This is a genomic window from Paenibacillus tyrphae (genome assembly GCF_024158745.1).
GTDB lineage: Bacteria > Bacillota > Bacilli > Paenibacillales > NBRC-103111 > Paenibacillus_G > Paenibacillus_G tyrfis_A.
The window spans coordinates 1-26,148 of the sequence record NZ_JAMZAW010000041.1 but is presented as its reverse complement, the minus strand read 5'-3'; the positions used below and the strand labels follow the sequence as shown (position 1 = coordinate 26,148).

General features: G+C 53.6%; 20 protein-coding genes. 13 read left to right on the top strand and 7 right to left on the bottom strand.

The window, feature by feature from the left end:
* Window positions 1-19: 19 nt before the first annotated feature.
* Window positions 20-1,168, top strand: coding sequence for a DUF2264 domain-containing protein (locus tag NI000_RS35160; protein WP_309247963.1), 1,149 nt, complete (start codon window positions 20-22; stop codon window positions 1,166-1,168).
* 105 nt (window positions 1,169-1,273) lie between these two features.
* Here NI000_RS35160 and NI000_RS35155 read toward each other — a convergent pair whose 3' ends face one another.
* Together NI000_RS35155 and NI000_RS35150 are read right to left on the bottom strand one after the other, a co-directional pair.
* Entirely contained in the window at window positions 1,274-2,350 is a 1,077-nt protein-coding gene (locus tag NI000_RS35155) for an acyltransferase family protein (RefSeq protein ID WP_253415934.1), read from the bottom strand.
* Between the two features lie 203 nt (window positions 2,351-2,553).
* Window positions 2,554-3,246 (bottom strand): hypothetical protein, encoded by a 693-nt coding sequence (locus tag NI000_RS35150; RefSeq protein WP_253415933.1) that lies wholly within the window; start codon window positions 3,244-3,246, stop codon window positions 2,554-2,556.
* A gap of 85 nt (window positions 3,247-3,331) precedes the next feature.
* Here NI000_RS35150 and NI000_RS35145 point away from each other — a divergent pair, with 85 nt between their 5' ends.
* On the top strand, window positions 3,332-3,907 hold the full coding sequence (locus NI000_RS35145) for a hypothetical protein (RefSeq protein ID WP_253415932.1): 576 nt from the start codon (window positions 3,332-3,334) through the stop codon (window positions 3,905-3,907).
* Between the two features lie 254 nt (window positions 3,908-4,161).
* Here the strand turns inward: NI000_RS35145 and NI000_RS35140 are convergent, their stop codons facing one another.
* Entirely contained in the window at window positions 4,162-5,052 is an 891-nt protein-coding gene (locus NI000_RS35140) for a putative RNA methyltransferase (RefSeq protein WP_253415931.1), read from the bottom strand.
* Between the two features lie 213 nt (window positions 5,053-5,265).
* Window positions 5,266-6,216, bottom strand: a complete 951-nt coding sequence (gene corA, locus NI000_RS35135; protein ID WP_253415930.1) for a magnesium/cobalt transporter CorA — start codon at window positions 6,214-6,216, stop codon at window positions 5,266-5,268.
* Window positions 6,217-6,531: 315 nt separating this feature from the next.
* Between corA and NI000_RS35130 the strand changes: the two genes are divergently transcribed.
* Window positions 6,532-8,637, top strand: a complete 2,106-nt coding sequence (locus tag NI000_RS35130; RefSeq protein WP_253415929.1) for a methyl-accepting chemotaxis protein — start codon at window positions 6,532-6,534, stop codon at window positions 8,635-8,637.
* A 58-nt stretch (window positions 8,638-8,695) separates the two neighbouring features.
* On the opposite strand, the gene NI000_RS35125 is transcribed toward NI000_RS35130, so the two are convergent.
* Window positions 8,696-9,031 (bottom strand): L,D-transpeptidase, encoded by a 336-nt coding sequence (locus NI000_RS35125; protein ID WP_216791950.1) that lies wholly within the window; start codon window positions 9,029-9,031, stop codon window positions 8,696-8,698.
* 258 nt (window positions 9,032-9,289) lie between these two features.
* Here NI000_RS35125 and NI000_RS35120 point away from each other — a divergent pair, with 258 nt between their 5' ends.
* From NI000_RS35120 to NI000_RS35090, 7 genes are all read left to right on the top strand, one after another.
* The gene (locus NI000_RS35120) at window positions 9,290-10,378 is read left to right on the top strand and encodes a putative 2-aminoethylphosphonate ABC transporter substrate-binding protein (RefSeq protein WP_253415948.1); all 1,089 of its coding nucleotides are present in this window, start codon (window positions 9,290-9,292) and stop codon (window positions 10,376-10,378) included.
* A gap of 220 nt (window positions 10,379-10,598) precedes the next feature.
* Window positions 10,599-11,627 (top strand): putative 2-aminoethylphosphonate ABC transporter ATP-binding protein, encoded by a 1,029-nt coding sequence (locus NI000_RS35115; protein ID WP_253415928.1) that lies wholly within the window; start codon window positions 10,599-10,601, stop codon window positions 11,625-11,627.
* A gap of 23 nt (window positions 11,628-11,650) precedes the next feature.
* A complete protein-coding gene (locus tag NI000_RS35110) occupies window positions 11,651-13,363 on the top strand; it encodes a putative 2-aminoethylphosphonate ABC transporter permease subunit (RefSeq protein ID WP_253415927.1) in 1,713 nt (570 codons plus the stop codon).
* A gap of 18 nt (window positions 13,364-13,381) precedes the next feature.
* Window positions 13,382-14,209 (top strand): phosphonoacetaldehyde hydrolase, encoded by an 828-nt coding sequence (gene phnX / locus NI000_RS35105; RefSeq protein WP_253415926.1) that lies wholly within the window; start codon window positions 13,382-13,384, stop codon window positions 14,207-14,209.
* A 33-nt stretch (window positions 14,210-14,242) separates the two neighbouring features.
* Complete coding sequence (gene phnW, locus NI000_RS35100) at window positions 14,243-15,343, top strand: 2-aminoethylphosphonate--pyruvate transaminase (protein WP_253415947.1); 1,101 nt, start codon at window positions 14,243-14,245, stop codon at window positions 15,341-15,343.
* Between the two features lie 84 nt (window positions 15,344-15,427).
* Window positions 15,428-16,213, top strand: a complete 786-nt coding sequence (locus NI000_RS35095; protein WP_253415925.1) for a DeoR/GlpR family DNA-binding transcription regulator — start codon at window positions 15,428-15,430, stop codon at window positions 16,211-16,213.
* A 121-nt stretch (window positions 16,214-16,334) separates the two neighbouring features.
* Complete coding sequence (locus NI000_RS35090; protein WP_253415924.1) at window positions 16,335-17,231, top strand: hypothetical protein; 897 nt, start codon at window positions 16,335-16,337, stop codon at window positions 17,229-17,231.
* Window positions 17,232-17,298: 67 nt separating this feature from the next.
* On the opposite strand, the gene NI000_RS35085 is transcribed toward NI000_RS35090, so the two are convergent.
* Together NI000_RS35085 and NI000_RS35080 are read right to left on the bottom strand one after the other, a co-directional pair.
* The gene (locus NI000_RS35085) at window positions 17,299-17,943 is read right to left on the bottom strand and encodes a TVP38/TMEM64 family protein (RefSeq protein ID WP_253415923.1); all 645 of its coding nucleotides are present in this window, start codon (window positions 17,941-17,943) and stop codon (window positions 17,299-17,301) included.
* A gap of 233 nt (window positions 17,944-18,176) precedes the next feature.
* Window positions 18,177-19,127 carry a helix-turn-helix transcriptional regulator gene (locus NI000_RS35080; RefSeq protein WP_253415922.1) on the bottom strand — a complete coding sequence of 317 codons (951 nt, stop codon included), beginning with the start codon at window positions 19,125-19,127 and terminating at the stop codon, window positions 18,177-18,179.
* A gap of 214 nt (window positions 19,128-19,341) precedes the next feature.
* On the opposite strand from NI000_RS35080, the gene modA reads away from it, so the two are divergent.
* From modA to NI000_RS35065, 3 genes are all read left to right on the top strand, one after another.
* Window positions 19,342-20,187, top strand: coding sequence for a molybdate ABC transporter substrate-binding protein (gene modA / locus NI000_RS35075; protein WP_253415921.1), 846 nt, complete (start codon window positions 19,342-19,344; stop codon window positions 20,185-20,187).
* Between the two features lie 5 nt (window positions 20,188-20,192).
* Entirely contained in the window at window positions 20,193-20,855 is a 663-nt protein-coding gene (gene modB / locus NI000_RS35070; protein ID WP_253415920.1) for a molybdate ABC transporter permease subunit, read from the top strand.
* A 154-nt stretch (window positions 20,856-21,009) separates the two neighbouring features.
* Window positions 21,010-26,100, top strand: coding sequence for an S-layer homology domain-containing protein (locus NI000_RS35065; protein WP_253415919.1), 5,091 nt, complete (start codon window positions 21,010-21,012; stop codon window positions 26,098-26,100).
* The last annotated feature ends 48 nt before the right edge of the window (window positions 26,101-26,148 follow it).

The window sequence follows — 26,148 nt, the reverse complement described above, 5'->3', positions numbered from 1 at the left end:
AACGAGAGGAAGATCGAACGTGACGACTCATGCCGATGACCGAGACTACTGGCTGCAAACGATGCAGCGCATCGCGAAACCGATGCTCAAAGCGCTGTCGCAGCGCAAGCTGAAAGAGTGGATGCCGGTGGAGGCGAAGCTGGACGACCGGGAGCTGTACACGTATCTGGAGGCGTACGGCCGGCTGCTCGCAGGCATCGCGCCGTGGCTGGAACACGGCCCGGAGACGGGCGTAGAAGGGGAGCTGCGCGGCGAGTACGTCCGGCTGGCGCAGTTGGCGATGGATGCGGCGACCGATCCGCAGTCACCGGACCGGATGAACTTCTCCGAGGGCTACCAGCCGATCGTCGATGCGGCTTTTCTGGCCCATGCGATTCTGCGGGCGCCGACTGCGTTGTGGAGCGGGCTAGACGACCGCGTCAAGGCGAACGTGAAGGAAGCTCTGCGGGCGACCCGTTCCCGAAAGCCGTGGTTTAACAACTGGCTGCTGTTCGCGGCCATGATTGAAGCGGCGCTCTGCGTAATCGGCGACGACACGTGGGACCCGATGCGGATCGATTACGCGCTGAAGCAGCATGAGCAGTGGTATCTCGGAGACGGCATGTACGGCGACGGACCTCATTACCATGCGGACTACTACAACAGCTTCGTCATTCAGCCGATGCTGCTCGATCTTCTGGAGACGGTCGGCGACCGCTATGCCGAATGGGCGGGACTGCGGGAGCGTATCCAGCGGAGGGCGGTGCGTTACGCCGCCGTGCAGGAACGATCCATTTCGCCGGAAGGAACGTTTCCCGTCGTCGGACGTTCGCTCGCTTACCGCTTCGGCGCGTTCCAACTGCTGGCCCAGATGGCGCTGCGCGAGCAGCTGCCTGACGATGTCGCGCCGGCCCAAGTGCGCTGTGCGCTGACCGCGGTGATGCGCCGCATGATCGAAGTGCCGGGTACATTCGATGCGGGCGGTTGGCTGACGATCGGCTTCTGCGGGCATCAGCCGGAAATCGGAGAGCCGTACATTTCCACCGGTAGCTTGTACTTGTGCGTTACCGTTTTTCTGCCGCTCGGGCTTTCTCCGGACCGTCCATTCTGGCAGGACGAAGCGGCGGACTGGACATCGCGCAAAGCATGGTCGGGTGGGTATACCCCGGCAGACCATGCTTTGGAATAACTTGACCGTCGCCGGGAGCCGCTCCAAGCGTGGCTGCAACAACCTAAAAAGCCGTATTCCGCAAGCGGGGGTTTCCCTCCTCTTATGGAATACGGCTTTTCGAATCTACGTGGCGCGCGAATAGGCTTCCTGGGCTTTGCGGCGGCTCCGTGCTTGCACAGCTTTTTTGGTCAACGCGTTCAGCGGTCTTTCGACCCAGCGGTACACGGCGAGGCACAGGAGCAGTCCCGACAGAAAGCAGAGCGTGACCGTCAGCGCCGGACCGATCCGTTCCACCGCATTCGCGGCCCGCGCCAGCTTGAAGGTGACCGACATCATCGGCAGACTGGCGAGCAGGATCGAATAGGAGGCGTTCCCGCACAGCGCGAGCGGCTTCAGCCAGCGGTACACCGGGCCTTTCCACGTCGCTACCCCGGCCAGCACTAACGCCGATCCGAACGTATGCAGCAAGTCCGTATACCGCAGACCGGCCTGCTCGTACCGCAGTACCCAGAGAGTCGCGTAGACGGCTCCGCCCCCCGCGATCCACCATAGGCTGTGGCCGAGCGAACGCTTGCGGACGAGATAGGCGACGAGCATTCCGGCGAAAAACTCCAAGTGCGCCTCGTTAAACAAAAATTGCTCCAGCAACCCCTCTTTCACCTGAATCCACCCGATGGCGTTGAGGGCAATGATCGTCAGCCATCCCGAATAGATCGCGGCGACGGTTTTTTCCTTCAAGAGAAACACCAGGGAGAACATCAGATAAAACCACACGACGTACGTCAATGACCAAGCGACGCCCAGAATCGGCGGATTAGCCTGCGGCCACAGCAGCATCGATTTGAAAATGACCCCGGGATTGCGCTCATAGCCGAAGCCGAACGACGGCACCAAAAAATAGATCGGGACGACGGCAGCCGTCATGAGCCAGTATAACGGATAAATGCGGTAGAATCGTTTCAATAGAAATGTTCTGAACAGTTCTGTTCTTCCGAATTGTTCGCGATACAGCGTGAACATTAAATAACCGGTCAAAGCGAAAAAAAACGTATAGGCACCAGAGCGTCCCATTTCGCTGATTCCGAGATAATTGTATCCGAAATAATGCTGGCCCGTTTGCGAAGCATGAAACAGCATGACCAGCAGAACGGCAATGCCGCGGGCCGCTTGAATATAAAAGAAATTGTGTTTCCGCTCCATTCCGTCCAGCCTTTCTTGCATAGGATGTCTGCTTTTTAAAGCATTATGGCAGACAAAGATGAAGAAATCATGACATGAACCTGAATGCAAGCTGAAAATGGTTCGGAGAAAAGGGGATTACTTTTAGGTTTTAAGAAAAATTTTAAATATAACAAATCATAGTAAAAACCCGCTCCTTATAGAGGAGCAGGCTCTGCCTTTGCTTAATAAAATACAATCATTTCTTGTGGGGTATTACCGCCAGTAATTTTGACCGTTTGGCCGTTACTATCTACGGCACGCATTTGGGAAGATGGACCACTATCAAGGAAGATCGCGTCATCAAAAGAGAAGGTGGTTTTAATTGCAGCACGGAATTCTCCCGGTAAGCAAGCTGTGGTTGTTACAATACCATAAATATATGGCATCGAGCCATTTGTAAAGGCAAGGCCGGACCTTGTTGTAGCATAGTCTTGGGCTGGGAGGTCTTGAGCTGCCATCGTTTGTTTCCAATTAGCATCGTCTCGCAAACTCATGCTGACTCCGCCCTGCGCCCAGTAGTTATAGCGTTTAATCACTGCGAGTTTCTTATAGTCATCGACGATTTGATGACTGACTACGGATTCGGCGCCATCATATACAATGGTTCCTTTGGGAATAGAGACAGAAGCATTCCCGACGTTATAACGACCACCATAAGACATCGACGGCTTCAGGACATAATCATTAACTACAGAGATAGAAAGAAGATCGCCATTTTCAAACATATAGAAACTTCCGTTAATTCCGTTATTATTTTGGTCTGGTACTTTGGAGTTGATGGTTTGCAAAGTAATATTTTGGGCTGGTGCACTAATGACATGAAGATCAATAAATTTACCATTAACATTCGCCGTGTATTTGGAATATGTTGACATATTTTAACCTCCCATGGTAAGTTAATTATTAGTTGCAGACGAATGGGATGTTCGTACATACAGGTCATCCCTAACTGTATGTAGAATGAATCGCCGTACAATAGATAAAGTGAATTATTACACGAAAAAACAACCTTATTATCTAAATAAAGTGGTGATTGACATAAAAAATATTAACATTGTTCTTTTTATTTTATTCTTAACCCTCATACTTACAGGATGTAAAATAGGCGGAACCCAGAATTCACCACGATCTTCTGATGAAGAGCCCAAAGCTACAGTTGATCTTACGAAGATAAACTATTTTAACCTAGAACTTTATAGTGACAATAAAGATTACCGAGAGATGATTTCTATCATTAATCAAAATGTGAAAGCTCTTAACGAGAGAGATGAACAAAGATATGTTTCATCGTTTAATTCCGCAGAACCGCAGGTAAAAACAAATGCCGAATCCAGCTACAAAACACTCGTAAGGGACATGGAAAAATACATCTTGAATCTGGAGAAGGCAGAATTTAAAAAAAATGATACAAACCCAAATGAACTTCAGGTGATCGTTTCAACAGAGATTCAGCAAAACCAACAAATAAAAAAAGAAACAAGTGTATTTATCTTTAAACTGGAAGACAACAGATGGAATCTTGCGTACATCGACTAACAAACTGAGCAAAGTTATAGAAGAGACTTAACTTAGATTTACTCGATACAGGCTATACTGTGGGATAAAGCTATGCTTTCCCATTTGCCCCGAACAAGCCGGGTTTTATCACGCACATATTTAAATTAGCAGAATGTAATACCAGAAAAATGCTTTGCCGCCCATATAGGCTTCTGCCAGATAATGAACCTGCCCCAAAAAACACCTCCGCCTGCTTCAACCGCAGCGGAGGTGTTCTCTATACCTAAGCCAGACTACCGGACTTTTGCGCGCCCGACCAGCACGGTGAAATCTGCGGTAACCTCCCGGATCGCCAGTCGCAGCGCCTGCTGAATCTGCTCGTCCCGGGCGCCCCACGATAGCGGCGTCATCCGGACCAGAGGTTCAAGCAGCTCCTTTTGCAAAGTGACGTCGTATCGCAGCTGCTGTTCATCCAAGATCTCGAAATGGCGCATGAAAAGCGCTCTCGTCTTGTCGTTGGTATAAGCTTGCTTGGGCGAGCGGTCGTACAAGGCGTCCCGCAGCTGCCGCAAATGCCCGCTGCCCGGAATGACCTTGATCAACATGCCGTCCTTGCGCAGCAAGCGGCTGAATTCCCCATAATTCGAAGCGGATAATACGTTCAGGATGACATCGAACGACTGGTCTCGAAAAGGGCTCTGCGCCAGATCGCCCACGCACCAGATGAAACCCGCATGCTCTCGCGCAGCGATCGCGACGCCTTCCTTGGACAGATCGAGCCCGGCCCCGAGGAACCCCCCAGGCGTTCCGCGCTTCCATACGTCTGCAAGCTGCGCCAGCTGAGAGCCCTCGCCGCATCCGGTATCCAACACGGTGACCGGCTCCAAGCCGCCGCCGCATATATTCGTAAGGATCGTCTGACCGATCCGTTCGATCAGAGGACGAAAGAAACCGCTTCGGCATACGAGATTCCGGGCTTCGAACATCGTTTTTCCATAATCGCTTTTGACGGCTTTCGTCAATAATGAAACATAGCCCGGCTTCGCGGTATCAAAGCCGTGCCGGTTCCGGCAAAGCAGCGTCCGGTTTTCGTTCATTTCCATAGCAAGCCCGCAGACGGGACATTGAAACAGAGAGCTGTACCGGCCGATCAATCGGGCGGCCGCATCGATTTTTTTCAACACCAAAAAACACCTCGTTCATTCGTTTTCGTTGAATGAAAAAGGCACAGCACAAAGAAACCCATCCCATAGCTCGAAAAAAATGGGGGGCTGCCTGTTCTGTACCTTACATTAACGATAACGTATGAACTGGATGATCATCGAAAACCGCTCTCCTTTATAACGAAACAGAGCCTTTCCATAAGCTCTTCCGAAAGTATAGCACGGTTCGCCGGTTCAGTCGAACCAGCCCTTCCGCTTGAACCACCAGAACATCCCCGCCCCGATGCCGAACATGACGCCGAGCACGAAGAAGTACCCGGCATGCCACTTCAGCTCGGGCATATAATCGAAGTTCATCCCGTAAATGCCGGCGATAAACGTCAACGGCATGAAAATGGTCGTGATAACCGTGAGCGTCTTCATGATCGTATTCATCCGGTTGGAGTTCATGGAGATGTAGCTGTCGCGCATGTCGGCGGTCATGTCCCGGTTCGATTCGATCATCTCCGCGAGCTTGAGGAGGTGGTCGTACACGTCCGTAAAATAAAACAGATGCTCCTTGACCCCCTCGATCCGCTCCGAGTTCACGATCCGGTACAGCAGATCGCGCATCGGCACGATCGTCCGCCGCAATTTCAGCAAACGGCCGCGAATTTCGAAGATATCGTCCATCATTTGCTGTATCGACCGTTTGCGGCTTCCGGCCTCAATTGCGAGCAGTTGGTCCTCCAGCTCGTACACCGCCGGAAAATATTCGTCCACCAGCTTGTCCATCACTAGATAGGCGGCGTACAGATGTCCTTTCTCCCGGCAGGAAGGCTGCTCTTGCACGCGCTGCCACGCTTCGTCGAGCTCCGGCTGCTGTCCGAAGTGAAACGTTACCAGGAAGCGGCTGCCCAGAAACATGTCCACCTCCTGCGCCGACAGCTTTTGGGGATTGAGCGCATGCAGCACGAAGAAATGAACGGTTTCGTAATGGTCGACCTTTGGCCGCTGCAGCAAATGGTAGCAGTCCTCAATCGCGAGCGGGTGGAAATGAAAATGGCTTTCCAGCAGCTTCGCTTCCTGCTCTGTCGGTTGATTGAAGTCGACCCAATACCAGGCGATGTCGGGATCGTCCAGCCTGTCCAGTCCAATATCGGTAAGTAACTCCGCATTATGAGTAACGGCGCATATCCGCAGCAAACCCGCTCACCTGACCTTATGTTCAATTGGTTCATCTGTTAGCCAGTATACCGCATTTTATGGGCACGCAAAAATCAGGACATCAAAGGGGAAATTGTCTTGAAAAAAGACGCATCGGTTAACTTGGTTATTGTCGAAATTAGTCGAATTATGTTTTAATGAATACATCAAATCGATAATCGGGGACATAAGGCGGTGAAAGGCAACTCGGCCATGCCGGGACGGAGGGTCAAGTTCGGGACGACCATGTGACAACATAGCTGAAAGTTGCGTTAGTGGAAACTACATAAGACTCCGAAAGAGGTCGTCGACAACATGAATATCATACACCAATGGATTTCTGCCACACACATCAGGAAAAACATTTCCACAAAGCTGGCTATGGCGATGCTTGCCGTCATTATCCTCTCCTCATGCCTTACAGGCTATCTGATTTATTCTCATACCAGCCGTTTGCTGCAGAACGAAATCGAAACGAATCTGGCCACCAAGAGCGGAGCGATAGCCGACCAAGCAGGCGCCCTGTTCAAGGAAAAGGGAACGCTGGTCCGCCAAATGGCCACCAACCAGGAAATCGTCAACTATTTAAAAACCGTGCAGGCCCGCGATCATGCGCAAAGCGGCCCTCTGTATAAAAGTGTAGACACGACCTTGAACGAAATCTCCACAACGGATAAAACGATAGCGTTTACATGGATTGCGAGCGACAAAGGGGGCTTCTATGTCGGAAGCGGCGGCGCGTTGTCCAAGCCGGACTATGACGTGAAGCAGCGGCCCTGGTACGCGGCGGCGTCCAAGGCGAAGGATATGGCCTATACCGACCCGTATCTCGATGCGCAGAGCGGCAAACTGGTGGTCAGTATTCTGCACCCGGTAAGGGACGGGGGAGCATTGATCGGTTTTGTCGCCGTCGATTTGTTTTTGGATACGCTTCCGCAAATTATGGAGTCGTACAAGCTCGGACAGAGCGGGTATACCTTCCTGCTCGATAATAACGGCACGATGATGTATCATCCCAACCAAGAATACGTCATGAAGCGGAAGCTTGGCGAGATGACAGGCGATCTCGGCGGATTGGCTGCGCAGTTGGACAAGAACGACGCAGGCTTAATGTTTGGAAAAGACGACAAGGGGACGGTCGCGTATTTCGGATATTCCACCGTAGCGTTGACCGGCTGGAAGGTCGTCAGCGTCATGCCGGAAGCCGAAGCGCTGGCAGGCTTGCGGTCGTTTGTCTGGACGACGATTTTGTATTTCGCGGGTTCGACGCTCGTGCTGATCTTGGCCGTTTATTTCCTGCTTCGTTACATGCTGCGTACCATCCCGAAAATGTCCGAAACGATCAAGCAAATCTCGCATGGCGATTTGACTCCGACGCTGGCGGTGGATAGTCAGGACGAGGTCGGGCAGGTGGCCGACAATCTCAACCGGATGCTGGATGCGTTCTCCGTGATGATCAACCGGTTCCACTTGGCTTCCGAGCAAATGGCCGCCGCTTCGGAGCAGCTTACGGCTTCCTCCCTCGAATCGGTCAGAGCCTCCGATCATATCGCAACGGCGGTGAAAGAAATGACCGACGGCGGCGAAAGTCAGTTGAACAGCGCCGTAGAAACCTCGCGGGCGATGGAGGAAATGGCGATCGGGGTGCAGAGGGTGGCCGAATCGTCCAGCATCGTTGCGGAAGTATCGGATGCGTCGATGCAGGAAATCAAGGAAGGGCACCGGGCGATTCAGGATGCGGTCAGCCAAATGAAGTCGATTCGCGAATCGGTAGGCCAAACGGCGCACGATATGCAGCAGCTGTACGAGCATTCGCAGAAGATTACGGACATTATCAACGTGATCGCCGATATTTCCAACCAGACGCAGCTGCTTTCGCTGAACGCTTCGATCGAAGCGGCGCGGGCCGGTGAGCACGGCAGGGGATTTGCCGTTGTCGCGGGCGAAGTCAAGAAGCTGGCCGAGCAATCCGCGCTGTCCGCGCAAGGAATATCGCAATTGGTAAAAGATATTCAGCTTTCCGCCCAAAAAGCGACGCAAACGATGCAGAAAGGCGTTAAAGATGTGGAGCAGGGCTCGGAGGTGATCGATTCGGTCAGCGTCGTCTTTAACAACATTACGGAAACCTTCCAAGCGATCGCCGTTCAAATTCAGGACGTTACCGCAACGGCCCAGCAGATGGCTGCCGGCACCGATCAAGTCGCCGCTTCCATGTCCGACGTCGTAACGAATCATCAGATCCATGTTCAGCATTCCGCCGGAATTTCAGCCTCCGCCCAAAGTCAATATGAAACGATGAAGGACATTTCCGCGTTGGCCGAATCGCTCAGCAAGATGGCGGAAGAGCTTATGCATTCCTTGTCCCGGTTCAAGACACGGCCGAATGCCGCTTTGACAAGCGATGAGAATTTCGCGCCGTAAGGCAGGCAAAGAGCCGCGGGCAGGAACCGGGCGGTGAAGCTCCTGCCGTTTACGGCAGCTACGGTCGAATCGTTACCCGCGTGCCAAGGCGGACAAGACGGGAAAGCGCCAGTACGTCCTCATTATACATGCGGATGCAGCCTTTGGAGACGGCGTGGCCGATGGACGCCGGGTTGTTGGTGCCGTGGATGCCGTAATGCGGGCGAGACAGTCCCATCCAGAAGGCGCCGAACGGTCCGCCGGGATGGGGCACCTTATTTACAATCTTGTACTCGCCCACGGGCGACTGTGTCAGTATTTTGCCGATGGCGATCGGATACGAACGGATCACGCGGTCGCCTTCCAGCAGATGAAGCATCCGCTGTGACAAATCGACGATAATGCGGTATGGCATGGGGAGCAGCTCCTTCGCAGAAGATTCGCAAGTATGCTACTACCATATGCACGGGAGCCTATCGGGGCGACGGACAGAAAAGCTGGTTTTTAATACAAAACAAAACTAAAAACAATTAAAAGAATAACAACACAATAACTTAACGTGCATTTAATATGTATTTTACAAAACTCTCTTATAGTTAGGATAACGGGCTAAGCCCAAGGTGTCATATCCAATTAAAGGAGAGAACATGACGTGAAAAAGTCTTTATCGCTTATGATGATCCTTATGCTGGCGATTTCCATGCTGCTGGCCGCTTGCGGAAAAACGGAGCCTGCGCCAAAGGGGCAAGCTGCGGGAGCGGGCAATACCGGAAGCGCCGGCGCCGATGCGGGCATCGATACGAAAAGCAAAGAGCTCACGGTTTATACCGCGCTGGAAGACGATCAGATCAAAAAATATCTGGAGACGTATAAAGCGAAGTACCCTGACGTGAAGCTGAACATCGTTCGCGATTCGACGGGCATCATTACGGCGAAGCTGATCGCCGAGAAGGATAACCCGCAAGCTGACGTCGTGTGGGGGCTTGCCGCAACGAGCCTGCTCGTGCTGGATCAGAAGGGGATGCTCGAAGGGTACTCGCCGAAGGGTGTCGACCGAGTACAACCGGACTTCAAGGATAAGAACAGCCCGACGCGCTGGGTCGGGATCGACGCCTGGGAAACGGCGTTTATCGTGAACAAGAAAGAGATGGAGAAGCGCGGCTTGCCGGTTCCGCAAAGCTATGCCGATTTGATTAAGCCGGAGTACAAGGGCTTGATTACGATGTCGAATCCCGCCTCCTCCGGAACCGGCTTCCTGACCGTGTCGGGACTGGTGCAGTTGGAAGGCAAGGACAAAGCGTGGGCGTACATGGACAAGCTTCACGACAACATCGCAATGTATGTGCATTCCGGCTCCAAACCGGCGAAGATGGCCGGAACGGGCGAATATCCGATCGGGATCTCCTTCGGCTACCGCGGGATCCAAGAGAAGAAAACCGGCGCTCCGGTCGAGGTCGTGTTTCCGAAGGAAGGCTCCGGCTGGGATGTGGAAGCCAATGCGCTGCTGAAGAAGAAGACCGTCAAGCAGGCGGCCAAAGATTTCCTCGATTGGGCCATCAGCGACGACGCCATGAAGGAATATGGCAAAAACTTTGCGATTTTGGCGGTGAAGAGCGACGGCAGCCAAATTCCGGAAGGCTATGAACAAGACCCGATCAAGCAATTGATCAAGAACGACCTGAACGAAGCGGCCAAAAACCGCGAAAGCGTCTTGAACGAGTGGAGCAAACGCTACGACAACAAGAGCGAAGCCAAGAAATAATAGTACGCAAACGAACAAATCGCAACCAAATGAAAGCGCGGAGCCGCAGGTTCTGCGCTTTTTTTGCCAACTTCTCTCATGAAAACAACATAAATACAACAAAACAAAACAAATAACATAATCTTTACTTGCGTTTGATACTCCGTTAACAAAACCAGCCTATACTTGAACTGAAAGCAAGCAAGCCGGTCTCCTGCGGGCCGGTCTGAAGGAGGCTCTTATGCAACCGTATTTATCGATCCGGCAGTTGTCCAAATCATTCGGTTCGTTCACGGCGTTGAAACAGGTTAATCTCGATATGTACAAAAACGAATTCGTCTGCCTGCTCGGGCCGAGCGGCTGCGGCAAAACGACGCTGCTGCGCTTGATCGCCGGTCTCGAAAGCCCGACCGAAGGACGGATTGCCGTCGACGGGAAGGATATCACCGCTTTGCCGCCCGCGAAACGGAACTTCGGCATGGTCTTCCAATCATACGCCTTGTTCCCGAACCTGACGGCTTACCAGAACGTCGCTTACGGGCTGCAGAACAAGAAGTGGTCCAAGAAAGATATCGACTTCAAGGTGCGCGAGGCGTTCGCGCTGATCGATCTGGAGCATGTCATGCAGCGCTATCCGTCCCAGCTATCGGGCGGCCAGCAGCAGCGCATCGCTTTGGCCCGCGCCATCGTACTGTCGCCGGACATGCTGCTGCTGGACGAGCCGTTGTCGGCTTTGGACGCGAAGGTGCGCGTGAAGCTGCGGCAGGAAATCCGCGAGCTGCAGACCAAGCTCGGCATTACGACCATCATGGTGACGCACGATCAGGAAGAGGCGCTAACGATGGCCGACCGGATCGTCGTCATGAACAATGCGGAGGTCGTTCAGACCGGCACGCCGCAGGATGTGTACGATCGCCCGAACTCTCCGTTCGTCGCCGATTTTGTCGGGGCGATCAACTTTCTGGAAGACGGGGTATGGCAAGCAGGGCGGGAAGGCAAGCAAGCGATCGCCGTCCGGCCGGAGCATATCGAGGTCAGAGCGGGCGATGCGGGCGAAGGCATCCCGGCTATCGTCCGGAACGTCGAATTCCGCGGTCCGTTCTACCGGCTGAATCTCCAAATGCTGCACTCCGGCGCAGGCGAGCTGGTAACGGTGGACGTTCCCGCCCAAGCCTCCCGCGAGCTGCCGCTGGCCAAAGACGCCCGCGTCCTGCTGAAGGTGCCCGCGGAGAAGCTGCTGTCGTTCCAGGCGGAAGCCTTGGCCCATTGAATCCAAGCGAAGGAGATTTCATCATGTGGACTGCACGAACCCGGGCGCTCAGCCCGAAAGCGGGGGGCGCGGAGCTCTGGCAGATGTCGCTTGTCGTCATCGTCGTCCTGCTGCTGCTCACGTCCGTTTTGTTTCCTCTGGGCGTCTTGTTCGCCAAGGCGTTCCTGGACCGTGAAGGAGCTTTCGTGGGGCTGGCTAACTTTGTGCGTTACTTCTCGACGCCGGCGCTGTCCCAGTCGCTAACGAATACGATCTACGTCTCCGTCGTTTCGACGGTCATCGCCGTTACGCTGGCGTTCTTCTACGCGTACGGGGTCATCCGGACGGCGATCCGGGGCAAGGCGTTTTTCAAAACGATCGCGCTTGTGCCGTTGTTCGCGCCTACGATGATGCACGGAATCGCGTTGACGTATTTGTTCGGCAACCAAGGGCTTGTCACGAACGGACTGTTCGGACTGGTGCCGGGGTTTAAAATCGAGCTGTACGGCCCGGTCGGCATCATCCTGGCGGAGGTCATCTACTTGTTCCCGCAGGCGTTTCTCATCCTGGCGGCGTCGCTGGCCGTGACCGATTACCGGCTGTACGAAGCGGCGGAAACGCTCGGCGCGGGAAGGCTCAAGCGGCTGCTCACGGTGACGCTGCCGTCGGTCAAGTTCGGGCTGATCAGCGCCATCTTCGTCTGCTTCACCGCGTGCTTCACTGATTTCGGCGCGCCGCAGGTCATCGGCGGGAAGTTCAACGTGCTCGCGACGGATATTTATAAGCAGGTGATCGGGCAGCAAAACATGTCCATGGGCGCGGCGGTCGGCATTCTGCTGACGATCCCGGCGGTTGTCGCGTTCGTGGTGGACCGGCTCGTGCAGCGCAAGCAAAGTGCGCTGATCACGTCCAAATCGACGCCGTACCGCATTGCGAACGGCCGCCTGCGGGACATGCTGTTCACGCTGTTCTGCGCGCTGATGTCCATCGGAATTCTCATTCCGCTGCTGACGATCGTTTATGCTTCCTTGGTGAACGTATGGCCTTACAACCTGACGCTGTCGCTCAAGCATTTTGATTTTTCCGCGATGGCGGCGGCCGGGTTCGAGCCGTTCTGGAACAGCTTGGTTCTCTCGCTGCTGACGGCAGTCCTGGGCACGCTGTTCGCGTTCGTCACGGCGTACTTGATCGAAAAAACGCGGATGCTGCGAAGCGCCCGGCAGCTCGGCTATTTCTTGGCCATCCTGCCGCTGTCGCTGCCCGGCATGGTCATCGGACTGGCGTACATTTTCTTCTTCAACGCGCTGGACAACCCGCTGCACCCGATGTACGGCACCGTAGCCATTCTGGTGTTGGCAAATGTCGTTCACTTTTTCTCGGTGCCCTTCATCACGGCAATGACGACGCTGAAGAAGCAAGACAAGGAGTTCGAGCTGGTGGCGGAGTCGATGCGGGTGCCGTTCTACCGGACGTTCCTCAAGGTGACGGTGCCGCTGTCGCTGCCGGCCATTATCGAGATGGCGATGTACTTCTTCGTCAACTCCATGGTAACGGTATCGGCGCTCGTCTTCCTGACTTCGCCGGACTTTAAGCTGGCGGCGGTTTCTATCGTCCATATGGACGATGCGGGCGATACGGCGGCCGCGGCGGCTATGTCGGTGCTGATCCTGGGAACGAATATCGCCATCCGGCTGCTTTACGAGCTGATTTTGCGGGGCGTGAGGCGGCGGACGGAAGCTTGGCAAATGCACAAATAATACGGGAGGAATCAAGATATGACGGTACAAGGAGTCATTTTGGATTGGGCGGGAACCGCTGTGGATTACGGCTGCTTCGCACCGGTGGCGGTATTCGTGGAAGTGTTCGCGAAGCGGGGCATTGCGCTGACCGCCGAGGAAGCGCGCGGGCCGATGGGGATGCTGAAGCGGGACCATCTGCGCGAGCTTTGCCGCCTGAACAGCGTGGCGGAGCAGTGGAAGGCGGCCTTCGGCCGGACGCCGGAGGAAGCCGATGTCGATTCGCTGTACGCGGATTTCGAGCTGATGCTGTTCGGCATCCTGAAGCAGTATGCGACCCCGATTCGGGGAGCGATTGAACTAGTGGCGCGGCTGCGGTCGCAGGGGATCAAGGTCGGCTCGACCACGGGATATACGACGGAGATGATGGAGATCGTCGCCGCCGAAGCGAAGAAGCAGGGCTATGCGCCGGACGGGCTGGTAACGCCGGACGAAATGTCTGCGGGCCGACCGTATCCGTGGATGATCTACGAGAACGCAATCCGGCTCGGTATTTATCCGATGAAGCATATTGTCAAAGTCGGAGATACGATCAGCGATATCCGCGAAGGACTGAACGCCGGGACATGGACGGTCGGTATTCTGAAAGGCAGCAGTGAGCTCGGCATGACCGAGGCGGAAGTAAACGCATGCGATCCTGCCGTTCTTCAGCGGAAGCTGGAAGAGATCGGGCGGCGCTACCGGTCGGAGGGCGCACACTACGTCATTGACTCCATCGGCGCATTGGACCCGGTCATTGCAGACATTAACCGGCGCTTGGCGGCAGGGGAATCCCCATGCTCCACAGCAGCCGCATTGAAAGGATGAACTCTCATGACAGAAACGATGACCATTCCGGCGATGCCGGATAATCCATACTTGCTGCTGACGCCGGGACCTTTGTCCACGACGAAGCGGGTGAAGGCGGCCATGCTGAAGGATTGGTGTACGTGGGACCGCGAATACAACGACTTAGTACAGGACATTCGCGGCAGGCTGGTCCGGCTGGCGACGACGGAGACGGATCGGTATACGGCCGTGCTGATGCAGGGAAGCGGCACATTCGTCGTGGAATCGGTGATCGGCTCGGCGATCCCTACGGACGGCAAGCTGGCGGTCCTCATTAACGGGGCTTACGGCGAGCGGATCGCGCAAATGGCGGAGCGGCTGTGCATTTCGACCGTTCGGATCGCGCTCGGCGAGACGACGCCTGCGGACGCAGCCGCCTTGGAAGCCGTCTTGGCCGCGCAGCCGGACATTACGCATGTGGCCGTCGTTCATACGGAGACGACGACCGGGATGCGCAATCCGCTGGAGGACATCGCCCGGACGGCGAAGAAGCACGGCAAGACGCTGATCGCCGATGCGATGAGCAGCTTCGGCGGCATCGCCATCGACGTGGCGGCGCTCGGCATCGATTTTTTGATCAGCAGCAGCAACAAGTGTATCCAAGGCGTCCCCGGCTTCGGTTTCGTCATCGCGAAGACGGAGGAGCTGACTGCCTGCGCCGGACGCGCCCGGTCGCTCTCGCTCGATCTGTACGATCAATGGGAGACGATGGAGCGGCAGCAGGGCAAGTGGCGGTTCACCTCGCCGACCCATGTCGTGCACGCGTTCCACGAAGCGCTTCTGGAGCTGGAGGACGAGGGAGGCATCGCGAAGCGGCAGCAGCGGTACGAGAACAATCAGCGCCTGCTGGTGCGGGGGATGGAGGAGCTTGGGTTTCAAGCGCTGCTTCCGGCCTCGTGCCAATCGCCGATCATTACTTCGTTTGTGTACCCGGCGCATCCGCAGTTTTCGTTTGCGGAATTTTACGCGCGAATGAAGCTCGAAGGCTTCGTTCTGTATCCGGGCAAAATCTCGTCCGCGGACACGTTCCGCATCGGCAACATCGGGGATGTGCATGCGGACGATATCGGGCGGCTGCTGGAGGCGATCGGGCGCAACCGGTTCTGGTTGTAAAGCGGCGGACCGGAAAATCGTGTAAGCCGCGGCGCTCGGGTGCTATAATGCAAGTATCATACGCAGGGCTGGAGGTTGCGCCGAATGTCTTTGGTGGGGGAAGAACGCAAGGATTTTATTTTGAACACGCTCAACCTGGAAGGAAAAGTAAAAACGTTTGAGCTGGTAGAGAAGCTGAAGGTGTCCTCGGAGACGGTGCGCCGGTATTTGGAGGAGCTGGAGGCGGAGAACAAGCTGAAGCGGGTCTACGGCGGCGCGGTCAAAATCAACCTGGCGCGGGAAGAGCCGCCGCACCTGAAGCGGGAAGAGCTGTACGCTGAGGAGAAGAAGCGGATCGGTCGGGCAGCCGCGTCTCTTGTGGAAGACAACGACGTCATCTTCATCGACGACGGCACGACGACCCAGCAGATGATCCATTTTTTGCTCAACAAAAAAAATATTACGGTACTGGCCTTCTCCGCCCCGGCGTTGTATCTGCTCATCGATTACAAGAATAAGGAGCTGTTCTCCGGCGACGTTTATTTTATCGGGGGCAAGGTCAATGCCGCGCAGGCGCGGGTGTCCGGCTCGATGGCCGAACGGATGGTCGAGCAGTTTTATGCGGACAAGGCGTTTATCTCGATCGACGGCATGATGGTGAACCGCGGAATTACCAGCTTCGACGCCGAGCGGGGGCAGCTCGCGCGCAAGCTGATCGAGCATTCCAAGCAATCGATCGTCATGACCGACCGCTCGAAGATCGGCGAGGGACAGTTCTACAAGCTGGCCGATCTCAAAGAAATCGACATCATTATCAGCGATGTGAACATGCCGAAGGAATGGGAAGCCGACCTTCAAACTTCGGGTGTGACTTGGATCCATGCCCTGTAAGGAACAAATGCCTTGCCTTGCGGAACCGTACAGCCTGCCGCTGCCCAAACGAAAACCGTCTCCCTGAGGGCCACAAGCCCGGGAGTCTATCCGGAAGCCTATGCTTCCGGATTTCGTCGTTTTGCCGAAGGATGAACAGATACATATAGAAAAGAATGGGATGACGCGAATGGATCGGCATTTATTTGAAGCGATGAATTCAAGTGCGGACAAGTTTAAACGGATCGCGGAAGAAAATAAGGAACCAACGCTGCTGGATAAATTTTTAACCAATAGATACGTTAAGGCGGCGCTCAAAACCGTACTTTTTATTATTGCAGCCGTCTTTTGCGTTTTGGTGGTTCTCTACTTGCTGATGGGCGGGATGGTTTTTTTGATGCTGGATGCCATCTTCAAGCAATTCTCGTCCGAGGAAAAGAGAGTGCAGGAAGAATTGGCCACTCATTTGAAAAACAAATATCAGGAAGAATTCAGGATTGAAAAGGTCGAGTATAACGGTACGATTGATCATTACGATGTTGAAGTACATTCTGTTGCAAAACCCGATTATAAGATCCGTGTGGATGTTTCGGAGAAAAACAAGCAGTTCGTGTTTAGAGACGACTATGTACAAGCTTTTTGGAATGCCGAACTGAAGGAGACGGTTTATCCGAAACTGCAGGAGCTGCTGCCGGAGGAAAAATACCGCATAAACAAAGTGTCGGACTACCATTCCCTATACGGAGAATTTCCGGATGAGAATGCCATTATTTTTGGGCCCAAGTATATTTCTTTTCAAGAAGCCATTAACCGGCAGCTTCTTTATCTGGATGTCCGATATGAAAGCTTGGAAGATGGAAAAGCTGTTGGGGACGAGTTGAAAAATGTGCATAACGTGGTTGATTTGGCGAAAAGTTTGCGTATCAACAGGATGTGGATTGAAATAAGGTCTAAAAAAGATAGAAGGGAACTAAGCTGTCAAATCAATGACGCGAATCGCATCGGCAGCACGGCCGATCTGGAAAAGGTTTGCGAATAAACGGTCACAGCCGCTTCTCCCCCCCAAGGGGGAGGGAGCATTGCCTCTGGCGCGTTGCGCGGGAACTCTATTCGCTTCCCCGCTCGTGTCCGTTCAGACTACGCTGCTCCTCTTTGGCCGCAGCCACCCTCGTGAAATGAGCCTCGATTTTTTTGCTAAGGAACAGCGAGCCCCCGATAAACAACACCACATAGAGCAGTTGAAGCGGCTCGCGGACGAAACGCTCCAGATCGTGCCCGATGTACGAAACGGAGAAGATCATGATCGCTTTGCCGGCGGCCACGGCAATCAGAAACGTATGCGGCCGCATGCGCGCGACGGCGGCCGCCATATTGACAAGCACGAACGGACCGACCGGAAACACGCTCAGCAGAAACACATAGCTGAACCCGTTGTGGCGGACCCACCGCATGCTTTTTTCGACTTTGGGCTTGCGCTTCCACCGCTCGAAGTACGGATGGCCGGCCGCTTTACGAATGATCAGGAAGGTCGTCAGGCATCCGGCGATCATGCCGATCCACGAATACAGAAAGCCGAGCCATAAGCCGTACACCGCCGCATTGACTCCGACGATGACCAGCGTAGGCAGCGGGGGAACGAACGACTTGGCGAACGTGAGCAGGATGCCGGGCAGCGGCCCCAGGGAGCGGTATTGTTCCAGCCAATGCTTGATATTGTCCTCTGTCAAATGCTCGATGATTGAAAAATCCATGCTGATGCGATCACCCGAGTCCGGTTAGATTTTGCGCCAAGCGGCCATCACGATTTATTCGATCTCTTCGTACTTGCTCGGCAATCGGTCTTGCTCATAAAGATCGTAACGCAGTCTCGGATAGAAGGGAAGGCAAGCCACAATAATGACACAGATGGCGGTCATGATCCGTATCCATTTTTTCCAATGCCTGCCCCTTGTCCTGCCGGGCTGCGTTTACCGGAACCGGTCCGTCACGTTTCCAGCAACACCTTGCCCGTTTCGGTCAAATCGTATCCGCCGATGGAGCGCAGCTCGCCGAGAAAGGCGTCCGATTGCAGGATGCGCCGGACCGCTTCGATCCATTCGCGGTTATCCGGCTTCTTCAGCATCACGAGATCGTAACGCTCACGGATCAGCGGGATAAAATCGACGCCTTCGACGATGTTCGCCGCTTTCTCGATTCCGACCCCGACATCGGCCTCGCCCGCAGCGACTTTGCCGGCTACGCCCATGTGGCTGGATTCCTCCGCCTCATAGCCGGCGAGACTCCCCGGTGCGATGCCGTGCAGCCGCAGCTGCTCGTCCAGCAGCACGCGCGCGCCGGAGCCCTTCTCCCGGTTGGCGATGCGCAGGCCGGACTGTGCGAGATCGCCCCAGCTCCGCAGTCCTTTCGGATTGCCCTGCGGCACGTAAAGCCCGGCATTGCGGGTAAGCAGATGCACGACGATATACGAAAAGCCGACCAGCAGCTTGCGGATATACGGAATATTGTATTCCCCGGTATCGCCATCCAGCAGATGCGTGCTCACGATATCCGATTCGCCGCGGTACATCGAGATCAGGCTGTCCAAGCTGCCGACGTACGAGCGGAGCGGGCGGACGCCCGGCGCTTGCTTCTCCAGATGCTTGGCCAACATGTCGAGGCTGATGTCCTGCCCCGTGATGACGAGCGGACGGCTGCCCGGAGCAAAAACGGCCTCCGGCCTTGAGGCACCGGACGGCGCCGGAGCGGCTGCGGGCGGTATACGGCCTTCGCGGGCTCTGGCTTTGTAGGCCTCCAGATCCGTAGCGTCGATACGCATTTGCTTGCCGACGCGGTAGGCGGGAAGCTCGCCCTTTTTGATTAGGTCGTACACCGTCAGCTTGGATATTTTCAAGAGCTTCGCAATTTCTTCGGTTGTATAGGAAACGTCGTTGGTCATGACGCTAAAACCTCCCGTCTTGCATTCGTCTTCGCAGGCAACGCCGGTCTTGGTCCCGGCCTGGACACGAAGTCGTCACATCTATCATACGATGGAAGCGGCAGCGATTCAAACCGCTGTTTACAGGGTTCCTTTTTTTCGCTTATAATGAGTTTCAAGTTAATTATATCTAGTTATATCTAAACATAATTAAATAGATAGGAGAGAGGAATCTGTGCGTAAAATCGCTGCTTCTTGTTTATTCCTGCTGCTTGCTTTATCTCTAGCCATCGGGCTTGCCGGCTGTGGCGAAGCGAAGCCAACCCCGGCGGACGCGCCGAAAGCCGGGCAAGGGAAGAGCCAAGCCGCTCCCGCTGAGAAGGTGGAGCTGACCGTATCCGCCGCGGCAAGCTTGACCGATGCGCTCAAGGAAATCCAAACCGCTTACGAAAGCAAGAACGCGGGCATCAAGCTGAACTTCAACTTCGGGGCCTCCGGCGCGCTGCAGCAGCAGATCGAGCAGGGTGCTCCCGCCGACGTATTCCTGTCCGCCGCCGCCAAAAATATGAAGGCGCTGGTGGACAAGCAGCTTGTTGATGCGGCGCAGCAGAAAAACCTGCTCGTCAACGAGCTCGTCGTCGTCGTGCCGGAAGGCGGCCAAGCGCAGGTCGGCGCGGTGGGCGATTTGGCGAAGCCGGAAGTGAAGCACGTCGCCATCGGAGAGCCGGAATCCGTACCGGCGGGCGGCTATGCCAAGGAAGCGCTGACGAACGCGAAGCAGTGGGATGCTCTGCAGCCGAAGCTTGTCATGGCGAAAGACGTGCGGCAGGTGCTGACCTACGTCGAGTCGGGCAACGCGGAAGCGGGCTTCGTCTACAAGACGGATGCGCTCACGTCCAAGAAAGTGAAGATCGCCTTCAACGTCGATCCGAAAACCTACAAGCCGGTCGAATATCCGGCCGGTATCGTCAAAGCGACGAAGCATGCCAAAGAAGCCGAAGCCTTCTACACGTACCTGCAGAGTAAAGAGGCGGCGGACGTGTTCGCGAAGTACGGCTTCACCATCCCTGCGGGGAAGTAGCCGGCATGTCTGGCATCGATTGGAACGCTTTTCTGTCGCCGGTCCTGCTGTCGGTCAAAGTATCGCTGGTGGCGAGCGCGCTGGTGTTCGTCCTCGGGATCGCTGCGGCGTGGGGCTTGTCCCGCCGTACGTTTCCGGGCAAAACGCTGCTGGAAACCGCGCTGATGCTGCCGCTGGTGCTTCCTCCGACCGTAATCGGCTTCATCCTGCTGGTGCTTCTCGGCAAGAAGAGCTGGTTCGGCCGTTGGATCGAAGAGTGGTTCGCGGCACCGCTCATCTTCACGTGGTGGGCTGCCGTCATCGCTTCGGTCGTGGTCGCCTTTCCGCTCGTGTACCAAACGATGAAGGTCGGCTTCGCCTCGGTCGACCGCAGCCTAGAAGATGCTGCGCGCTCCGCGGGCGCAGGCGAGTGGCAGGTGCTCCGCTACATTTCACTGCCGCTGGCCTGGCGCTCCTTGGCTACGGCTTATATTCTGGGCTTCGCCCGGGCGCTCGGCGAATTCGGGGCGACGCTGATGATCGCCGGCAATATCCCAGGGAAGACGCAAACCGTTCCGACCGCCATCTACATGGCGGTGGAATCCGGCCGCATGACGCTCGCCTGGTGGTGGACCGGCTCGATCATCGTCATTTCGTTTATGATGATGCTTGTGGTAAGCAGAAAGTAAAGGCTTGTTGTTCTCTTTCTTGTGAGGACGACAAGCCTTTTTATAATTAAAAAATATTATTTTATTCGACAAATTATGACAATATTTGATCGGAATTTCTTGTAAAATCTACGATGTTGGTAAAATCATACTATGCCATTAGGAGGAATTTTTTTTGTCTCTAGTCGTACGGATACAACAGTTCATGAAGCAGAGGTTGGTGAAATCAAGCTGGATGGCGGTTCTCATTGCCAGCCTGCTCGCGTCGTTTCTTCCGGTGGCGACGCCTTCCAAGGCTCAAGCTGCCTCTCTTGAAAGTCAGAGCCTCGGGTTCAACCTGACCGAATGGGTTTTGGACGAATCCCGAGGGTATATTTATGCCGTTTCCCAAGAAGGAAACAAGCTATTGTTCATTCGCATGTCTGATCTCCAAATCGAGACGTCGATCGATATCGGCTCCAAGCCTTCCGATATTGATTTATTTAACGGCAAACTGTATGTGCCTCTCTCGGGCGCAACACAAATCAAAATCGTAGATATCGCTTCGAAGACGGTTGAACGCACTTTGGCGACGACAGACCGTCCTTATCTGACGGCGGTCACCGATAATAAAGTGTTCTATGTCGGCGGAGATTACCGGAACAGTGTATTCGAATATGACTTGTCGACTAACGGGATTCGAAAAGTCGAGACGGCGGCTTCATCGGAACCGGATATCATTATCGATCAATCCGGGCAAAAGCTATTCGTGGGAGCAAGGGGAAGCAGCGCCTCGAACCTTTACGCTTATAGCGTATCCGATCATCGGCTGCTAAGCCAAACGACCTACGATGAAGGGTATGGTTTTAGTTATCCCAATCGAAAATTGGTTCTCGACGATGCCGGAATTTACTTTGCCGGATATTTGCTCGATCCTGCCAATCTGGCGGTAATACAAGGCAATTATCGCGAACGTGTATATTTTTCGAACGGAAAATATGTGCTGACGGGTACTGATTATACTCCAGGGGCCGTAATGGACCGGAAGACGTTTATCGAGGTTACCAAGCTTCCGTATGCTTCAAGTTTAATGGCAATGGATTCAAGCAACCAAATTTATATGTTTAAAAGCGGGACTACAACGATTGAAAAATTACAGCTTCCTTTGACGTCCGCAGCTCTGACCGCGAGCAAAGTAGCGGGGGGAGTCCAATTTAATTATGGGCTATCCGACTGGACCGTTAGCGGGAATGGGGAATACATTTACGCCATCTTTAAGGATGCGAACCGCCTGGTAACTCTGCGCAGCAGCGATCTAAGCGTCGTTAACGATATGTTTATCGGCTCTAACCCTACTGATATATCCGGCTATGAAGGCAAGCTGTATGTTGCATTATCCGGCTCCACAAAAATTGGAGTGGTCGATACCGTGTATGGGACCAGCGTTCCGTCATCCGTGTATCAAATAACGGTCGACACGAATCCATTTCGGATCGAGGCGGGAAATAAGCTTTATTATTCGAACGTCGATCAATGGCAAGAGGTCCGAGTGTATGACGCCGTTTACGGTGGAAGCGGCCAAAAGCTGAAGCCTGATAACCAAACGCTGTCGGTACATGCTCCCAAGTTGAAGCTGGATCAAACGAACAACATGCTGTATGTCGGGGGGGATTATGATTTAACGCAAATCCGGACAACCGACAATAAAATTATCTCTAAAAGGGATCGCGGCGCGTATAACAGTCGCCTTCTGAAGGACGGACCGTTTCTTTATTTCGGCAAAGAACGTCTGGATGCTAACGTCATCAGTTACGTCTATGGAGAATATGGGGCCCCGGTCGTCTACGCAAACGGTCCTTATGTTTTTACGCAATCCGCCGTATATAATCGCGATACGTTCAACAAGCAGTTTGATTTATCTTACACGATCGATCAGGCATTGATTTTGAAGAACGGCAATGTATTGACATATGACCCAAGCACCTTAACTGTATATAGATATACTTCTATGAGCGATTTGCAGCAGGATACTCCGGCCAACAGACCGCCGATGCATTTGCCTTTAGGTGTTAGTTTCTATGATACGGATGATAACCAAGGGACAATCGGCGGATCTCTAAGATGGTCAGCGCCTTCTTCGGAGGAGTTTATAACGGAGTATACCGTTTATTTCTTGGATGCCAATAAGCAGAAGATCGGAGCTTCGATTTATACGCTCCCTAAAACGTCCGGGTACAGCTATTCCATTGACATTCCCAAAGGCACCCGGCTTCCCCAAGGGGCCAAATATTTTGGCGTATACGCCAAGAACAGCGTCGGAGAAGGGGCTGCTCCCGGTATCGCGGACATTTGGGACAACACAGGAACGGTCTTTTATGCTTCTCCCCTTGAGCCGCGTCTGGTGGATACAGATCCGCAGCGAGGGGCACTGGCTTTAAAACTGAACTGGTTTGCCTACGAAACATCTGACAAGTTTGGGTATGATTTGTACTTTGCAGATATCAATAAAAAGCCGCTGGGAGACCGATTCGGAAAAGTTACCTATGAAGCGGGGGCAGTTTCGGATACTTCAAACGTTCAAAGGAAGTTTTCCTTTGACATCAAGGACCCTGTTCCGGATCAAGCTGCATACGTTGCCATTAAAGCTGTAAACTCCAAGGGTCAGTCCGCGACGAATTTTACGTATCTTAAGATTTACGACAACATCTTGTCGGAGCAGGTGCCTTTGAATTCCGGCGTTGAGGGTAGACCATCATCCATCCCGGCAGCAGTTTCGTTCTTCGACGAGAATCAGGCTAAAGGAAAGATATCGGGCATCCTTGCTTGGCACGAGTTTATGGCGGCCAATGATGTGACAGATTACATTGCCTATTTTCTCGATGGTGAGGGCAAGAAGCTCAAACCGATTGTTCAGACGAAGAGAAGCGACAGCCGCGAGAGATATGAAGTCAGCTTACCAGAAATCGCTATTCCTTCCGGAGCGAAACAAATCGCCGTTTACTCCAAGAACGCGAAGGGAGAATCGGAAGCAGGAGCAACTACTTCCATCTGGGACTGGCCATACGCAACTCCTTCTCAAACGATGTTTATCGATACAAACCCGAGTCGGGGAAAGATAGAAGGTAAAGTAACCTGGCAGCCTTCGGCTGACGAATCGGACATTAGCGGATACCATTTATTTTTTGGGAACAGAACGTTTCAATGGGATGTTCAACCCTTCGCTAAAGTAACTAAAGGGGAAGATCAGTATACAGTTAACGTTGCTCCTGAACAGATTAAGGCCGACACCGCTTATGTTATGGTCGTTCCGGTCAATGAGAAAGGAGAGCCCGCTCCTTATAAAGAAATTGCCCATATTAGCGATAACGTATCTTCCGAGAAAATAGACTGGCTCAAGCTTGTTGATTCTGTTAGCCCGATCCAACCATCCTCCTTCTTGGACAATGATGGAGAGGCCGGCGAAATTGGGGGAACGTTGAACTTTTTCGCAAAGTATGACAATCCGGAAATGACTTATCAGACATTTTTTGCTAACCAAAAGGGTGAGAAACTTCAGCTATTGTCTGAAATTAAGGGACGTGTTGGATCTTTTGACGGATCGGGATCGATATTCCAAATTTCCATTCCGTCCCACACGAAACTGCCTTCCGGCGCTACGCAAATCGGAATCATTACCCGCGGTAGGGAAATAGAAGCCAAGCCTGTGTTTTTACCCATCCAAGACCGGATTCGTACTGCGCCGCTTCGGGAAGATCAGATCATCGTAACGAATAATAAGGATACCAGCGATTCGATTCAAGTGAATGGATTGCAGGAAGGCGACATCATTCGGATTTACCGCACGCCGACCGTACCGTATTCTATGGCTTCTGCCGTCGTTGAAAAAGACAAACAATCCGTAGCTTTTAATGTGAATCAATTAGGAGCGGGAAGCGGTTCGATTTACGTATCGATACAGCGTATTGATACGGTCGAAAGTCTACGGACCGCCAAGAGCTACAATGGTGAAAATAACAACTCCCAGACCCCTGTTAACTCGGGTGGCGGAGGTGGAGGAGGAGGCGGAGGCGCGCCAAGCTCTTCTTCCAATGATAAAGTAAGTAGAACGACAATCGATGATAAAAAAGCGGCCGAACTGTTGAAGGGCCTGAATAAAGAATCCGCGCAGCTGGTCGTTGAAATTCCCGGAAAAACCGACGCAGTTCAGGCGGAATTCACCAGAGGTTCTTTTAAATCGTTGGCCGGTGGACTGGGCAATGCAATACTGGTCATCAAGACGGAGGGCACTTCGCTGGAACTGCCTAAATCTCTGATTGAGCAGCTTGTAGCTGAATTATCGGCGGCGAACGAAAAGGGAAGAGTAATCGTAAGCTTCAGAAAAGCGGATCAAGCTCTGGAGAAAGCGACTATTGATGTGTTATCTCAGACGGGTGCGTCTGTTGTGAGCAAGCTGGTAGACTTTAAAGTTGAAGTAACCACAGCTGAAGGGACAACCAAAGAAATCAACGCATTCCCGTCCTATGCCGCCCGTACTTTGGAAATCGGGGATACGTCGGCGGAGATGTCTGCGGGACAGCTTGCAGGCCTTATGATAGATAAGAACAGCGGGCAGTATTACCCGGTCCCCGCTATATTTGCCAATCGTGATGGCAAGTGGCAGGGTACTTTGTATCGCAAAGGCAACTCATTGTATACGATCGTCAAACATAGCAAAACGTTTAATGACATAGCTCCGGAACACTATGCTAAAGGGGCGATTGAAACGTTAGCCTCAAAATTGATCGTATCCGGTTATCCGGACGGCAGCTTTGCGTATGCAAGACCGGTCACAAGAGCAGAGCTTGCAAGCATGCTGACGAAGGCACTTGGATTGGTACCTGACCAAGCAGGTCAAACTGGATTCTCTGACGTTAATGCGTCTGATTGGTATAGCGCTCCGGTCGCGTCAGCGGCGGCAAACGGCTTGATCGCTGGATATGAAGACGGAACGTTCCGTCCCGATAGGCCTGTAACGCGTCAGGAGCTTGTTGTAATGCTTCAACGTGCCATGATTTATGCAGGACTGGCCAATGCTTCGTCCGATGCAAATAACGCTAATTCTGTCCAGTCTTATCGGGATCAGGACCAAATCGCCGAATGGGCTAAGGAGGCGGTATTCCTGAATAATCGCTTAGGGATAGTGCAGGGGTTTGAGGATTCCTCTTTCAGACCGCAAGCGCAAGCTGATCGCGGGCAAGTATCGGTTATGTTATATCGGATGATGAAAGCAGCGAATTTTATTAACTAGCAGGATGCAAAAGGAAAGCGCAAGCTGGATCAGCTTGCGCTTCTTTTC

Excerpts from the sequence above, each read along its gene's own strand:
- NI000_RS35155 (WP_253415934.1), bottom strand. The coding sequence starts at position 2,350 with ATGGAGCGGAAACACAATTTCTTTTATATTCAAGCGGCCCGCGGCATT.
- NI000_RS35150 (WP_253415933.1), bottom strand. The coding sequence starts at position 3,246 with ATGTCAACATATTCCAAATACACGGCGAATGTTAATGGTAAATTTATT.
- NI000_RS35145 (WP_253415932.1), top strand. The coding sequence starts at position 3,332 with ATGAATCGCCGTACAATAGATAAAGTGAATTATTACACGAAAAAACAA.
- NI000_RS35130 (WP_253415929.1), top strand. The coding sequence starts at position 6,532 with ATGAATATCATACACCAATGGATTTCTGCCACACACATCAGGAAAAAC.
- NI000_RS35125 (WP_216791950.1), bottom strand. The coding sequence starts at position 9,031 with ATGCCATACCGCATTATCGTCGATTTGTCACAGCGGATGCTTCATCTG.
- NI000_RS35120 (WP_253415948.1), top strand. The coding sequence starts at position 9,290 with ATGATGATCCTTATGCTGGCGATTTCCATGCTGCTGGCCGCTTGCGGA.
- NI000_RS35115 (WP_253415928.1), top strand. The coding sequence starts at position 10,599 with ATGCAACCGTATTTATCGATCCGGCAGTTGTCCAAATCATTCGGTTCG.
- NI000_RS35110 (WP_253415927.1), top strand. The coding sequence starts at position 11,651 with ATGTGGACTGCACGAACCCGGGCGCTCAGCCCGAAAGCGGGGGGCGCG.
- phnX (WP_253415926.1), top strand. The coding sequence starts at position 13,382 with ATGACGGTACAAGGAGTCATTTTGGATTGGGCGGGAACCGCTGTGGAT.
- phnW (WP_253415947.1), top strand. The coding sequence starts at position 14,243 with ATGCCGGATAATCCATACTTGCTGCTGACGCCGGGACCTTTGTCCACG.
- NI000_RS35095 (WP_253415925.1), top strand. The coding sequence starts at position 15,428 with ATGTCTTTGGTGGGGGAAGAACGCAAGGATTTTATTTTGAACACGCTC.
- NI000_RS35085 (WP_253415923.1), bottom strand. The coding sequence starts at position 17,943 with ATGGATTTTTCAATCATCGAGCATTTGACAGAGGACAATATCAAGCAT.
- NI000_RS35080 (WP_253415922.1), bottom strand. The coding sequence starts at position 19,127 with ATGACCAACGACGTTTCCTATACAACCGAAGAAATTGCGAAGCTCTTG.
- modB (WP_253415920.1), top strand. The coding sequence starts at position 20,193 with ATGTCTGGCATCGATTGGAACGCTTTTCTGTCGCCGGTCCTGCTGTCG.